At 25.5% G+C, this 14,757-nt stretch carries 17 protein-coding genes; 10 read left to right on the forward strand and 7 right to left on the reverse strand.

Annotation, left to right across the window (positions count from 1 at the left end; translation table 11 throughout):
• Window positions 1–15: 15 nt before the first annotated feature.
• From ASUIS_RS01830 to ASUIS_RS01845, 5 genes are read right to left on the reverse strand one after another with little or no spacing between them, the layout of a single operon-like run.
• Window positions 16–675 (reverse strand): hypothetical protein, encoded by a 660-nt coding sequence (locus ASUIS_RS01830; RefSeq protein ID WP_118885444.1) that lies wholly within the window; start codon window positions 673–675, stop codon window positions 16–18.
• Complete coding sequence (locus ASUIS_RS01835; protein ID WP_118885445.1) at window positions 672–1,379, reverse strand: hypothetical protein; 708 nt, start codon at window positions 1,377–1,379, stop codon at window positions 672–674. The genes ASUIS_RS01830 and ASUIS_RS01835 overlap by 4 nt, the downstream gene beginning before the upstream one ends.
• Before the next feature lie 24 nt (window positions 1,380–1,403).
• The gene (locus ASUIS_RS13880; protein WP_268877101.1) at window positions 1,404–1,538 is read right to left on the reverse strand and encodes a hypothetical protein; all 135 of its coding nucleotides are present in this window, start codon (window positions 1,536–1,538) and stop codon (window positions 1,404–1,406) included.
• The gene (locus tag ASUIS_RS01840; protein ID WP_118885446.1) at window positions 1,538–2,545 is read right to left on the reverse strand and encodes an OmpA family protein; all 1,008 of its coding nucleotides are present in this window, start codon (window positions 2,543–2,545) and stop codon (window positions 1,538–1,540) included. Before ASUIS_RS01840 ends, ASUIS_RS13880 begins: the two co-directional genes overlap by 1 nt.
• 6 nt (window positions 2,546–2,551) lie before the next feature.
• Window positions 2,552–3,775, reverse strand: coding sequence for a MotA/TolQ/ExbB proton channel family protein (locus tag ASUIS_RS01845; RefSeq protein WP_118885447.1), 1,224 nt, complete (start codon window positions 3,773–3,775; stop codon window positions 2,552–2,554).
• A gap of 170 nt (window positions 3,776–3,945) precedes the next feature.
• On the opposite strand from ASUIS_RS01845, the gene ASUIS_RS01850 reads away from it, so the two are divergent.
• The 8 genes from ASUIS_RS01850 (at window position 3,946) to ASUIS_RS01885 (ending at window position 8,913) form a co-directional block, all read left to right on the forward strand.
• Window positions 3,946–5,238: a L,D-transpeptidase gene (locus ASUIS_RS01850; RefSeq protein ID WP_118885448.1), complete on the forward strand. Its 1,293-nt coding sequence runs from the start codon at window positions 3,946–3,948 to the stop codon at window positions 5,236–5,238.
• Window positions 5,239–5,259: 21 nt separating this feature from the next.
• On the forward strand, window positions 5,260–5,826 hold the full coding sequence (locus ASUIS_RS01855; RefSeq protein ID WP_118885449.1) for a TetR/AcrR family transcriptional regulator: 567 nt from the start codon (window positions 5,260–5,262) through the stop codon (window positions 5,824–5,826).
• Window positions 5,827–5,918: 92 nt separating this feature from the next.
• A complete protein-coding gene (locus ASUIS_RS01860) occupies window positions 5,919–6,305 on the forward strand; it encodes a tautomerase family protein (RefSeq protein WP_118885450.1) in 387 nt (128 codons plus the stop codon).
• Window positions 6,302–7,174, forward strand: coding sequence for a DMT family transporter (locus ASUIS_RS01865; RefSeq protein WP_118885451.1), 873 nt, complete (start codon window positions 6,302–6,304; stop codon window positions 7,172–7,174). Before ASUIS_RS01860 ends, ASUIS_RS01865 begins: the two co-directional genes overlap by 4 nt.
• Window positions 7,171–7,713: a cysteine hydrolase family protein gene (locus ASUIS_RS01870; protein WP_118885452.1), complete on the forward strand. Its 543-nt coding sequence runs from the start codon at window positions 7,171–7,173 to the stop codon at window positions 7,711–7,713. The genes ASUIS_RS01865 and ASUIS_RS01870 overlap by 4 nt, the downstream gene beginning before the upstream one ends.
• A 164-nt stretch (window positions 7,714–7,877) precedes the next feature.
• Window positions 7,878–8,447 carry a BON domain-containing protein gene (locus ASUIS_RS01875; protein ID WP_192894416.1) on the forward strand — a complete coding sequence of 190 codons (570 nt, stop codon included), beginning with the start codon at window positions 7,878–7,880 and terminating at the stop codon, window positions 8,445–8,447.
• Between the two features lie 4 nt (window positions 8,448–8,451).
• Window positions 8,452–8,598: a lmo0937 family membrane protein gene (locus tag ASUIS_RS01880; protein ID WP_118887617.1), complete on the forward strand. Its 147-nt coding sequence runs from the start codon at window positions 8,452–8,454 to the stop codon at window positions 8,596–8,598.
• Window positions 8,599–8,640: 42 nt separating this feature from the next.
• Window positions 8,641–8,913, forward strand: coding sequence for a sll1863 family stress response protein (locus tag ASUIS_RS01885; protein WP_118885454.1), 273 nt, complete (start codon window positions 8,641–8,643; stop codon window positions 8,911–8,913).
• A gap of 167 nt (window positions 8,914–9,080) precedes the next feature.
• On the opposite strand, the gene ASUIS_RS01890 is transcribed toward ASUIS_RS01885, so the two are convergent.
• Window positions 9,081–9,563: a hypothetical protein gene (locus tag ASUIS_RS01890; RefSeq protein WP_118885455.1), complete on the reverse strand. Its 483-nt coding sequence runs from the start codon at window positions 9,561–9,563 to the stop codon at window positions 9,081–9,083.
• A 183-nt stretch (window positions 9,564–9,746) separates the two neighbouring features.
• On the opposite strand from ASUIS_RS01890, the gene recQ reads away from it, so the two are divergent.
• Window positions 9,747–11,852, forward strand: coding sequence for a DNA helicase RecQ (gene recQ / locus ASUIS_RS01895; protein ID WP_192894417.1), 2,106 nt, complete (start codon window positions 9,747–9,749; stop codon window positions 11,850–11,852).
• 4 nt (window positions 11,853–11,856) lie between these two features.
• On the opposite strand, the gene ASUIS_RS01900 is transcribed toward recQ, so the two are convergent.
• A complete protein-coding gene (locus tag ASUIS_RS01900; RefSeq protein WP_118885457.1) occupies window positions 11,857–12,420 on the reverse strand; it encodes an HPP family protein in 564 nt (187 codons plus the stop codon).
• A gap of 137 nt (window positions 12,421–12,557) precedes the next feature.
• Between ASUIS_RS01900 and ASUIS_RS01905 the strand changes: the two genes are divergently transcribed.
• Complete coding sequence (locus ASUIS_RS01905) at window positions 12,558–14,744, forward strand: response regulator (protein WP_118885458.1); 2,187 nt, start codon at window positions 12,558–12,560, stop codon at window positions 14,742–14,744.
• The last annotated feature ends 13 nt before the right edge of the window (window positions 14,745–14,757 follow it).

Here is a 14,757-nt window from a genome sequence, read left to right on the forward strand (position 1 = left end):
ATTATTTTTGCTATTTTAGTGTTTAAAAACTCTTCTTTTTTTTATCTTTTTTAATTTTATATATTTTTTCATTAAGTAAGTTATATCAATAATGTTATTTCTAAATTCTGTAAGTCTAGTTTTATGAAAATCTTGTTGAATAGAAGTGAATGCTGAAAAATATTCTTTTTTTATAATTTCATCTATCCCATAATAATAATTTAATTTCAATTTGTAAATATATAAAAAACTTAATACTTCTTTTTTATTATTTAAATCTATATTCCATATTAAGAACATATTATTTTTTAGTTCTATAAAATATAAATTCTTTTTATTTTTTCTTAAATTATCAAAGGGAATCATTAAATCTTCAATTTTAAATATAACATAATTCGATTTATTTGAAGAGTGAATATTAATTTTTAAATGATCAATTTGAGAATCATCAATTAATAATCTTTCAATCCCTATAAATAAATCAATTAATGGTTTTTTTATATATCTAGGATTTTTATTATTTTCAAGTAATATTTGATATTTATCTTCTATAAACCAATCAATTTTAAAATAAATTGGTCCAGTGAGAAGATATTTTGTATTTTTTAATAGTTTTTTGATTTTTTTATCAAGATAATTTATCTTATCACTATTAGTACTTTCAATTATTTTATCTATGTTAATTTTGAATTTCATTTAATTAAATTCTTTTCAATTAACTCTGTATATCTTATTGTTTGATTCTTAAAATCTTTTATTTTACTTAAATGAAATGTTTTATTAGACATAAAATTTTTTGTGTAGTAGTTATAAGGGTTCTTTTGTTTAAAAAGAATTAAATCTTTTATATCTTTTTGGTTCAGAACATTTGAAAAAGAAGTTACTAATCCTTTTTCAAATTCTAAAAAAATATTTTCATTATCTTTTTTTAATACATTTTGAATATCAAAATAAATGTAAAATACTATAGGATGAACAATATTATATTCGGTAGATTCATTTTTAGAAATCCAATAGATATTAATTTTTTTAATTTGACATTCATCAATAATTAATCCATCTTTTCCTTGTAAAGGTTCAATTATTGGGTTAATTAAATTGTCTAAATCAGCAATTTTGTCTGTATATGTTTTTTCATACTCGGATATATAAAAAACTATTTGAAGATTTACTTCTCCTATTATAATCCAATCAAATTTTTTAAGTTCATTTTTGATTTTCTGTTTGAATAATTCTTTTTTTGATTTTTTTGATTGTACACTTATTAATTGGTCATATTCCAATTCAAAAGAAATTTCACAATTTTTATGAATAGGATTTTCTCCAAAAGGTGATGAATATTCTAATGAATGGTCAAGCTCATTATAATAGTAAGATAGATTTGAGCTAAATTGTTTCATAATTTAGAAATATATATTTCAAATTTATTTCCCAAAAAAGAATTTCTTAATTTTTCTAAAGAAAGAAAATCTACTTTTCTTCTTTAGTTTTTCACTTACATCAGCTCTTAAAGCTTCAAGTTTTTTAGGTGTATAAAGAGTTTCTTTTAATATTTCCATTACTCTTTTTCTCCTAAATAATTTTGAAGTTCTTTTACTGCTTCTTCATTTTTGATAATAAATTTAATTTCAATTCTTCTTGAATTATCTTTATCTTCAACTCCATCTTTATAAATTAAATCAGAAGATGATTTTCCACTTGAACTTACATATTTATTTAATAAATCTTTGTTTATATTGTTTGATTCATATAAAAACTGCATAACTTCCAAAGCTCTTTGTTGTGAAAGTTGTAAATTACTCAAATACGAACCGTCACTATTTGTATGCCCTTCAATAGTGATTCCATGGATATATTTTCTAATTTCTTTATCTTCAAGTAGAGTTGTAATATAGTTTTTTAGTATTCCATTTAACTCTTTTTTTGATTCTTCTTTTAGTTTATATGCACCTTGGTCAAATAAAATATTTGAAGAGAATTTTATAGCTCCACTTTTTTCATCTATATTTATAGATTTTCCTAATTTTTCTTTTAATTTTGTAATAACATTTAGTTTTATTCCAGTTAAAGTTTTGATTTTTGCTTTTGTGATATCAAACTCTTCAACGGTTTTTTGGTGAGCTTTTTCTTGTTCTAAAAGTTTATTTAATAAAACTGTAAGTTCACTATCTTTTAAAGTTATCTGGTTTTGTCTATTTTCAAGTTCAGTTGTTTGTTCTTTATCTTTTAATTCATAACCCAATAAAACATCTTTTAGTTTTTGAAGTTCTTCATTATTTAGATTAATAGTTTCATTTGATTTTGATAATTGAGTTGATAATTCTGATTTTTCAGCTTCAAGATTTTTTATTAAAGTATTTAATTTATTTAAAACTTCATTTTTATTTATTAACTCTTCTTGACTTTGATTTAAAGCTTGTTTTTCTTTTTCTAAGTTATTTTGCGAATAAACATATTTTATTACAATAGCTCCAAGAACTAAAATAAATACAAAAAGTAAACCTGCCATCAAATCTGCATAAGAAATCCAGAAGTTTTCTTCGTTTTTTTGTTCGTTATTGTACATTTTTATCTACTTTGATAGTTCTTTAAATTCTGTTAAATCTTCTATTATTTTTACTGTTTGTTGGTCTATTGATTCTAGGGAAGTTTGTAGTTTATCTGCAAATTTAGTATCATATTCATCTAAACCTTGTTTAAATTTCCACTCGATTTTTTCCATATCACTTTTCATTGTTTCAATACTTTTTACAATATTTGAATAAATTGCTTTTAGATTATCTGAACTTAAATTGTCTAAATGACCATTTAATTTCCCAATGCTATTATTTAAAAGTTGAGCACTAAGAGTATAAGAATCTTTTGATTGTTCAAAACTTTTGATTGTTGTACTCATATTTAAAGTCATATCTTTTAACATTGTTGATAATTTTTCATTATTATCAATATTTTCACTAATTTTTGTTGATAAAATTAACTCTTTTTTTAGAATTTCATCAAGAATTTCAACTCTTTTTTCTATTAAAAGATTGATATTATCCATCATATTACTTGAAGTTAATTTTTCAAATACTTCTGACATTTTAGAGAAATTATCAAGATTACTTTTTATATGAATTGATTCAATATCAATTTTTGTCCAAAAAAATGATTTAGTTGATTCTTTGATTAAAAAAGCATCATGTTCAAATCTACTCATTCCGATTTTTTCAAAAAAAGTCCACCAAATTGATAAAAATATTCCATAAATTGAAACATAAAATGCAGTTCCAACTCCACCTAAAAGTGATGAAATTTCTTGTTCAAGTGCAGTTGTAGTTCCAGTTGAAAAATCCGGCATACTAAGTGCAATTGATATGAAAGTTCCTAAAATACCAAGTGTTGGGAAAATTCCTGAAGCTATTGAAGAAAAGTTTGTATTTCTTAGATTACTTGTATAGTCTTTTAAAAAATCATCAAAACTTCCATTTGCTTTTGTTGAATTGTCGATTGTTAATAAATTATTATCAACATACTCTTTTAAAGAAAAAAACATCGCTGTATATTGAGTTTTAAATTTGCATGAAACATAATAGGCATTGTGTTTTACAAAAAATAAATAAATAAAATAAATAAATCCTATTAAAATTACACTGTGAATTTCTACAGTTAAAGGTAATTTTCCTAAATAACATAAAATTATTACTACAAATAAGGCACTAGGAATTGTAAGTAAAATAAATATTCTAGATATAGGTTTGCAAGTTGTTTGATATTTTATTGAACTTAAGTCAATTAAATTGTCGTTTGATAACATAAATATTCCTTATGATAACGGTTATAAATTAATCTGAAAGTTTAGCATATTTATTATTTTTTAATATAAAAATTTGATTATTCTATTCAATAATAGAAATTATTTTGTGAGTTTATAAGAATTAAAAGGTAAAATAACGAAACGACACTAATAGGGAATAAGATAAAATCATGATAAAAAAAGTTTTACCTTTATTATTTATGCTTAGTAATATTTCAGTTCTTTACGCTTCACTGGAAAAATATACAATTTCAGTTTGTATAACTTCAAGTCTTGAAAATGCACTAATATGTAAATATAAAGTTTTAGCAGAAGATGTAAAATCAGATGTTTTTATAGTAAAAGAAAATGGAAAATATTTAACAAATATTGGTATTTTTACTGATGAAAATAGTGCAAAATATGCTATAAAAATAGCACCTTCTTATGTAAAAAAACAAAAGCCATTTGTAAAAGAAATATCAAATGAAGTAATAATATTAAAATCTAAAAATGAACAAGTTATTGATTTAACTCTTCCCGTAGAAGAGATTGTTATGAATAATGAAACAGCAAAAAATAAAACAAAAAAAGATGAAAAATTAATAGATTTGGTTTCAACTACTCCAAAAGCAGAAGAGTTGACACTAGTACAATCATATCCTTTTGATGAAGGACAAAAACTTAACGGTGAACCTGTTAAAAAATGGAAAAAACCAGTTGTTTATACAAAAGAAGAGTTAGAATATATTGAAGAATTAAAAAAAATAAGTATGGAAGAGTTTGATAAAGCTGATGAAGAAAAACAACAAAAACCTATTCCTTCAAAAATCGATAAACCAAAAGAAATAGTTCAAGTGGTAGAACAACCAGTAAAGGTTGAAAAACTTGTTGATAATATTGAAAAAGTACAAAGAGAATATAAGTATGAAAAAGTAGAAAAAATTCAGAAAATAGAACAACCTAAAATAAAAAAAGAAAATGAAATAAAACCTCTTTCAAATGTTTCTGATTATGAAGAGATTTTAATAGAAGTTGATTCTGTAAATAATTTTATGAGTGTAAAAGCAAAAGTAGATAATCAAATAAAAGATATAAAAACATATAAGGTGTCAACTGGAAAAGATGACGTTAAAAAACCTTTTGGTGCTGGAAAAGTCTCTAAAATATCACTAAATCCAGTTTGGTATCCAACTGCTGATACAATAAAAAGTTTCAAAAAAAGAGGAATAAATCTTCCTTCAGTTGTTCCTCCTGGAAATAAATACAACTATATGGGCGCTGCAAAAATAAATCTTACCCATGAAGTTGATGGAAAAAATACATTTAGAATTCACGGAACTTTAAATGAAAAAACAATAGGAACAAATGAATCAGCAGGATGTATTAGAATGAAAAATGGTGATGTTGTTCAATTGGCAACTTTATTAAATCAATTTTCAGATTTAAAAAGTCTGAATGATGTAAAAGTTATTTTGAAGTAAAAATAAAAATAAAGAGAAGTTATGAATAACCCAAGAGAAAAGTTACTAGAAGTCGCTTTTAATGAGATTTATCAAAATGGATATACAGCAACTTCAATAGATAAAATTTTAAAACAAGCTTCAATGAACAAAGGTTCTATGTATCATTTTTTTAAGTCAAAAAAAGAGTTAGGATTAGCTGTTGTAACTGAAAAAATCAATTCTTACATAGAAGATAAATATTCAGTTTTACTAAAATATGAAAAAAATATTTGTGAAGAATTATTGAAACTTATAAAAAATAGAGATAATTTTGATTTTACTTGTGGATGCAAACTAAATAATCTTATGCAAGAATTATCTCCTATTGATGAAGATTTTAAAGTAGCTTTAGAAAAAGTATATATTAGATTTGAAAATATTATTGAAGAAGTTTTAAATAAAGCTATAAAAAATGGCGAAATAAAACACAATGATACAAAAGCTTTATCTATGTTTGTAGTAGCTTCAATAGAAGGATGTTTAGGAACTGCAAAAAAATCACAAGATGGAAATTATTTTCAAACTTGTATTTCTCAATTAGAACTATTTTTAAACTCTCTTAAATAAATCAAAACTTTCTTTTTCAATCTTGACTAATCAGTCAAGATTTCGCTATAGTTCTACTTGACTAATTAGTCAATAAAATTAAAGGATTTAAAATGCCTTATATAAATGTAAAACTAAATGTTAAAGAAAGTGACGAGGTAAGGGAAAAGATTGCTGATATTGTATTGGAAAATACAACAACTATTTTAAATAAAAAAGCAGATGTAACTTCTGTTTTAGTTGAGTTTGTTCCCCAAAATACTTGGAGTGTTGGTGGAAAAAATTATGTTACTTTTTATTTGGATATAAAAATCACAAAAGGTACAAATACAAAAGAACAAAAAGCAAACTATATAAAAAAGTGTTATAAAGATTTCCAAGAATTATTAGGAGAAATAACTCCAGCTAGTTATATTGTAATAGACGAAGTTGATGGAGATTCTTGGGGATTTGAGGGATTAACACAAGAATATAGATATATACAAAGTAAAATATTGTGAGTTGGTATATTCAAAAATCTATTTTACCTTTTGGTTTTATATTTTTATATGGAAGTGGATTTATTTTTGCTCAATATGGTTTGGTTCATTCATCTCCAATGATTTTTTTGACAATTCGGTTTTTTATTACTTTTTTGATTTTACTTTTGATTACATATATTTTGAAAGCTTCTTTTCCTAAAACAAAAAAAGAGTTTTTTCAAATAGCAATTGCTGGAAGTTTAACGGTTGGAGTTTTTTCGATAGGTGGATTTTTATCTATAAGTTATGGAATAGCAGGGGCAACGAATGCTTTGATTATTGCACTTCAACCAATAATAGTTACTTTTTTAGCTTTAAAGTTTTTAGATGAAAAAATAAATAAAAGAGTTTGGTTAGGATTAATTATTGGATTTATTGGAGTTGGTTTTGTTGTCTTTTCAAAATTTGATAATTCTAGTTCTTCTTTTATTGGTTTATTTTGGTCAATAATTTCATTATTGGGATTAAGTTTTGGAAGTTTATATCAAAAAAAATATTGTACAAATATGAATCTTTTTTCAGGTGGAGCAATACAAACTTTTAGTTCAACGATTTTAGTTTTGCCTTTTTTATTTTTTGAAGATATTAAAATAGATTGGAATATAGAGTTTTTTATTGCTTTATTTTATATGGCAATTGGAGTAAGTATAGGAGCTTTATCGTTATTGTATATCATGATAAAAAATGGCGAAGTTTCAAAGGTATCTTCTATTTTTTATTTAGTTCCCGTAAGTGCAGCGATTGTTTCATATTTTTTATTAGGTGAAACAATGGATTGGAGTGTTTTAATAGGAATTATTACGGTAATTATAGGAATAACATTAATCAATAAAAAGGAGAAAAAATGAGTAAAGCATTAATTATTATAGATATTCAAAATGATTATTTCCAAGGTGGAAATTGTGAATTGGTAAATCCAATGGAAGCTAGTTTAAAAGCTAAAGAGTTGTTGGAATATTTTAGAAAAAATTCTATGCCAATATTTCATATTCAACATATAAATCTAAGAGAAGGTGCAAAATATTTTTTGTCAAATACAAAAGGTGTGCAAATACATGAAAATGTAAAACCACTTGAAAATGAAATCATCATAGAAAAAAACTTTCCAAATAGTTTTTTAAAAACAAAGCTAGAAAATGAATTAAAAAAACAAAATATAAAAGAGTTAGTAATCTGCGGAATGATGAGTCATATGTGTATAGACTCAACCACAAGAGCAGCCTTTGATTTAGGATATGTTTGTACAGTTGTGCATGATGCTTGTACAACAAAAGATTTAGAATTTTTAGGAAAAAAAGTAAAAGCAAATGAAGTTCATAACTCTTTTATGTCTGCACTTGGGAGTGTTTTTACGAAGCTTATGAAAGTTGAAGATATTTTGAAATAATAGATTTATATAAATAAACCTTCCTTTTGTCCTTTTGGAGACTTTTTTAACCTAAATAACAGTTTAATTTAAGAATTCCTTAAATAAGTGCTTTATTTAAGCTTCCTTTTAACATTAATAGGACTACAATGAATTGTCTTATGATAGACACAAAGGAAAGAATTATGAAACAAGGTAAATTTTTAAAAGCAGCAATCGTTGCTACCATTTTAATCGTAAATACAGTTCCTCTTCTTGCAACAGAAGTCTCAGATACAACAAAATCGAAATCTACTATTGGAGAAAAGATTGATGATACTGTTATTACTACACAAGTAAAAATGGCATTAATGAAAGATTCTTCAACAGCTACTTTAGGAGCAGATGTTACAACTACAAATGGTGTCGTACTTCTTCAAGGTACTGTTCAAGATAATTCAGAAAGAGATATGACTACAAAAGTTGGGGCATCTGTTCAAGGAGTTAAAAGTGTTCAAAATGAGATGAAAGTAATTACTGAGCAAACAAGCACAGTAGGGGAAAGACTTGAAGATACAGCTATTACAACAAAAGTAAAAATGGCATTAACTTTACATGCTTCAACAGGGGCTTTACGAACTACTGTTACTACTACGGATTCTGTAGTTACTGTAGGTGGAAAAGCTAAAAATAAAGCTGAAAAAGAACTTGTAAGTAAAATTGTTGAAGATGTTAAAGGTGTTAGAAAAGTTATTAATAATATGACAGTTGAATAATAATATGTTGTGGGCAGTATCATTACTCATAATTTTATGGGTACTAGGGATAGTTAGTAATTATACATTGGGTGGATTTATCCATATCTTATTGGTAATTGCAATTGTCATTGTACTAATCAGAGTGATTCAAGGTCGACGTGTAGTTTAAACTACACGTTTTTATACATAGATAATCAAAAAAGGATTTATGATGAATGATCAAGAATTATATCAACAACAAAAACAAGCGCAATTAGATAAGTATGAAGTAAATTTAAGCGAACTAAAAAATTTAACTTCTGAATTTGATGCGGATGCCAATAGAAAACTTGATAAAAAAATAAAAAGTGTAGAGTTAAAGATAGAAGAAGCAAAAACAAAATTAAAAGCATTTTGTAAAGCTAGAAAAGAAGAATTAGAAGCTGAAAAAAAAGCTATTGATGAAACTTTTATTGCAATAAATACTCATTTAGCAATGAGCTAGTGTTCCTAAAATGAAACGAAACAATAATTCTATTTGAGGGTATTTATTTTACCCTCAATATTAACTACGAGTTTTGCAAGACAGAAAAGATAAAACAATAAGTGAAAGAACCTAAAGGGCTTCGAAGCCATTGGTCATATTCTCAAGAGTTTAAAAAATATATATATTTAATCACTAAAAGTAAAAGACATTCCTTTTCCTGTATGACAATTACCAAAAATTTCTCCTTTTGTAAAATCAGTTTTTTTGTCATATTCAAGGTATACAGTAAGTCCAGAAATTTTATCATCACGAAGTGATTTTGAATCATTAAAAAGCCATACTTCCTCAATAATGTTACCTGTAGGATTATTTGTATGTTGTACTATGTAAGCTTCTATAAATTGTTCTTTGCCATAGCCACATTTTTTTTCAATATCTGCATATAGCATATTAATATATCTTTCATTTAAGATACTTTTCCCTTTTACTCCTGCCCAGTTTTCAATATATCTTACTCCTTTTTTATCAGGGAAAGAGTTGTCTTTTATCATTCTAACGGGTGCTTTTGCCTTAATAAGGCTCTCATTCCATGTTGTAGATGGATTTTGATTTGCACATCCAGTAAGTAAAGTAATTAAAGCAGTACCAACTAATACTTTGTATTTCATATTATTCTCCACAAATTTATATTCTAATTATTCTTAAAAATAACTAATCAATCATACATTTTATATTAAATAGACTTAAAATAATAATATAATCATTGATTTAAATATGGATTATCATGTAATATTAATTAGGATAAAATAACCTTTTACTCTCACCTTATTCAAACTATGTTACCATCCCAAATGAATAAAAAATACCAAATACTAAAAGATATTTTCGGACACGATGCTTTTCGTTCTTTCCAAGAAGAAGTTGTTGATTGCATTCTTAACAAACAAGATGTTTTGACAATTTTGCCAACTGGTGGTGGAAAATCACTTTGTTATCAACTTCCAACACTTCTTGTGAATGGAACTACTGTTGTAATCTCTCCTCTTATTGCACTTATGCAAGACCAAATAAAAGCACTTAATGATTTGAATATTAGTGCTGAAATGATAAGTTCAGCTACTTCAAATGATGAAAATAGTTTCAGCCTTCAAAAGCTTTTAAATGGTGAGTTAAAATTTATTTATGTAGCACCTGAAAGATTCACTTCAAATGAGTTTGTTTCAGTTTTACAACGAATAAATATAAACTATTTTGTAATAGATGAAGCTCACTGTGTTTCGGCTTGGGGTCATGAGTTTAGGGCTGAATATAGAAATCTTGATAGATTAAAAAGATTTTTTCCAAATACTGCAATTTGCGCATTTACAGCAACTGCTACAAAAAAAGTTGAAGCTGATATATCTCAAAGTCTGAATTTACAAAATCCAAAACATTTTCGTGCAAAAACTGTAAGAGATAATCTTGATATAAAAGTAGAACCTCGAATCTCAAATGGGAAAACACAGATATTAAATTTCCTAAAAACTCACAAAGGTTTATGTGGAATCATCTACACTTTTACAAGAAAAGAAGCAGAATCAACAGCCGAGTTCCTAAGTGAAAGTGGATATAGCGCAAAAGCCTATCATGCGGGACTTAGCAATGATAGAAAAAATGAAGTTTTTAATGATTTCGTATATGAAAAAATAGATATTGTTGTGGCAACCATCGCTTTTGGAATGGGAATTGATAAATCAAATATTCGTTTTGTAATTCATACGAGTTTGCCTAAAACCCTTGAAAATTACTATCAAGAAATAGGGAGAGCTGGTCGTGATGGCGAAATGTCTTATGTTTATATGCTTTATTCAAAATCTGATGAGGTAAAAAGAAAAATCCAAATCGAAGAAGCTATTGATGATGGTTATAAACAAACTGGGCTTGATAAATTGGAGTTTATGTATAGATATTGTGTAAGCAATAATTGCCGTCATAAAATGATTGCAGGATATTTTGAAGATGAGATTGAAGCTTGTAAAACTTTGTGTGATAACTGTACCAAAGGTGAAGTGGAACAGGTTGATGTGAGTGTTGATGCTCAAAAACTTTTAAGTGCCATTTATAGAAGTGAACAAAGATTTGGATTAAATCATATTATTGATATTTTAAGAGGTTCAAAAAATCAAAAACTTTTAGAGTTTGGACATGATAAATTAAGTGTTTATAATTTGGGTGCGGATAAAAGTAAAAATGAGTGGATAGCAATTGCCGATAAACTAATCGATATTCAAGCTTTGATTTTAGGGGAATTTCGAGTTTTAAAAATTTCAAATTTAGGATTAGAGATTTTAAAAGGTAAAGAAAAACTTTTAATTGATAGTGATAAATTAGGAATTGCTTCAAAAATTCAAGAAGAAGAAACGGAACTTAGTTTTGATGAATTAGTTTATGAAAGATTTAGAACTTTACGAAGAGAAATTGCCCTTGAAAGCGAAGTTCCAGCTTACGTGATATTTGGGGATAAAACTTTAAAAGAGTTTGCAAATAAACTACCAACTTCAAAAGATGAAATGTTAAATATAAATGGCGTTGGTCTTGTAAAATATGAAAAATATGGAGAAACTTTTTTGAATTTATCTAAAGAGATAAAAGAAGAATTCAAAGAAAAACTAGAAAATAAAGAGCCACTAAAAAAACTCACAAAAACATATTTAGAAACTTTTGATTTGATTCAAGAGGGCAAAAGTGTAGAAGAAATATCTCAAATTAGAGATTTAGGATTAACTTCAGTTCTTAGTCATATTTCGGTTTTGACTGAACATGAGAAGATTTCAAAAGAGAAAAAAGATGAACTTTTAAAACCTTTGGAAGTTCCAGAAAATATAAAAAACTGGATAGAAGAGGGCTTAAAACTTGATAGTTTTAAAGAATTAAGACAACATTTATATTTGTATGAATATTTAAAAAAAGAGTTATAACTTTTTATTCATCACTAAACCATCTTCTATTGTAATCTTTTAAAGATTCAGGATAATATCTATGTTTTGGGATATTATTTACAACAACGGCAATTATTAATAAAATAAAAGCTCCTGTTGTAACAGGAACTAAAACATATAAAAAACCTAATTCATGTATTTGATTGCTTCCAATAACTGCAATTAAAGCAGTTGCCCCACCAGGCGGATGTAAAGTTAGGGTTAATTGCATAAAAAATATTGAAGTGGCAACTGCAAATGCTGAACAAAACAGAATATTTCCATAAAAAATTTTGTAAGAAATAACTCCGACAATTGCAGATATTATATGCCCACCAATAAGATTTCTAGGTTGTGCTAAAGGAGAATTTACAGCTCCATAAACTAGCACAGCACTCGCTCCAAAAGAACCAATAACCAAAGTTAAATCTGTATCTTCTAAAATATCACTATGAAAATATGAAATTGCAAGTATTCCTAAAAATGAGCCAATCCACGACCAAAAAAGATTTGATTTTTCTAAAGGTTCAGAGTTTATTTTTTTGAATTGTTTTAAAAATGTTTTCATATCTCATATTATCAAAGAATATTTCTTAAATAAATGATTTGAATCAAGTTATAAAACAAAAATCAGCAATAAATTAACTAAATTTCTATAATATACACAAATAAATAATAAAATAAAACTCAAGGTAAAATAATCTAGTGAAACAAGAAAAAAATTTCATTTTTGATAAAATAAAGTGTAATATCCTTATAGTAGATGATTCCAAAACAATTAATAATGTTTTAACTAAAAAATTTAAAACCAATGGATATACAACTTTTAATGCTTATACTTTATTCGAAGCTAGAGAAATAATCAAACAAAATGAAATTCACTATTTGATTTTGGATATAAATCTTCCTGATGGAAAAGGTTATGATTTATTGGATGATTTAAAAAATAATTCAATAAAGGTTTTTATATTAACAAGTCAAAAAGATGAAGAAAAAAGAGAATTTTCATTTAAAAAAGGAATTATTGACTTTATTATAAAAGATAGTATTTTGTTCCAAAAAATAGAACAAATAATAGAAATGATTGAGAAATTAGAAAAAAATAAAAATGAAACAATTTTAATAATAGATGATTCAGTTGTAATTCAACAGCAACTAAAAGATTTATTTGAAAATAGAAATTATGATGTTTTACTTGCACCAGATGAAAATAAAGCACTTGATTTAATAGTCTCAAAACAACCTGATTTGATACTTTTAGATGTTCAACTAAAAAATACAAATGGAATACTTTTTTTACAAAAATATCAAGAACTTATAATTACAGAATTTAAAATACCAGTTATTATAATAAGTGGAACTATTGATATTTTGATTACAAGAGATAGTTATAAAGCAGGTGCTGTTGATGTTATAAAAAAACCTTTTTTGATTGAAGAGATGAATTTAAAAATTGATTTATGGATAGATTATAAAAGAAAACAAAAAGAGTTAAACCGTTCAACTCAACTTTTAAATGAATACAAAAATGCAGTTGATGAAAGGTCTATTGTTTCAAAAACAAATGACAAAGGAATAATAACTTATGTTAATGAAAAATTCTGCAATATTAGTGGATATTCAAAAGAAGAGTTAATTGGTAAAAATCATAATATTGTAAGACATGAAGATACAAAAGATGAGCTTTATCAAGGACTTTGGGAAACTATTCGTCATCAAAAAAAGAGTTGGACAGGGCAAATTAAAAACAAAAAAAAAGATGGAACATATTATTGGGTAGATACTTTAATAAAACCTATTTTAGATAAAAATGGAAATATAGAAGAGTTTATCGCCCTAAAAAATGATGTTACAGAACAAGAAGATGTAAAAGAGTATTTTAAAATAAAACTAAAAGGTTCTCAAAAGAATTTAAATTATTCTATTAAATTATCAAAAGAATATGAAAAAGCTATTGATTCAAGCAATATTTTATTAAGAACAAATTTAGACAAAAAAATAAATTATGTAAATGATAAATTTATACAATTAACTAAATTCTCAAAAGATGAACTTATTGGCGCTGATTATAGAATTTTTAAACATTCAGAGATAAAAGACAAAATTTTTGAAGATTTTGATTCTTTATTGGATTCAAAAAATATATTTCATCAAATTTTAAAAAATAAATCAAAAGATAATGAGACTTATTGGATTAATATAACTATTATTCCAATCAAAAATGATAAAGAAATCATCATTGAATATATGTGGATTATAAATGATTTAACAGAACTTTTTAATCTAAATGAAGAGATTCAAAGTACACAAAAAGAGATTATTTATAAAATGGGTGAAATTGGAGAAACAAGAAGTAAAGAAACAGGAAACCATGTAAAAAGAGTTGCTGAATATTCAGGATTATTAGCAATTTTATGTGGGCTTGATGAAAAAGAGGTAAATATTCTTTTAGTTGCTTCACCAATGCATGATATTGGAAAAGTTGGTATTTCTGATTCTATTTTGAAAAAACCTGGAAAACTAACAGTTGAAGAGTTTGATATTATGAAAGAACACTCAATGATTGGATATAACATTTTAAAAGATTCAAAAAGAGATATTTTAAAAGCAGCAGCAATTGTAGCAAAAGAACACCATGAAAAATATGATGGAAGTGGTTATCCTTGTGGTTTAAAAGGTGAAGAGATTCATATTTATGGAAGAATTACTGCCTTAGCTGATGTTTTTGATGCTTTAGGAAGTGAAAGATGTTATAAAGAAGTTTGGGAAGATGAAAAAATATTTCAACTTTTCAAAGAGGAGAAAGGAAAACATTTTGACCCAAAACTTATTGATTTGTTTTTTGATAATCTTGATAAGTTTCTACAAATAAGGGAAAGATATAAGGATTGATAATTTTATAAGA

This window comes from Arcobacter suis CECT 7833, assembly GCF_003544815.1.
Classification (GTDB): domain Bacteria; phylum Campylobacterota; class Campylobacteria; order Campylobacterales; family Arcobacteraceae; genus Aliarcobacter; species Aliarcobacter suis.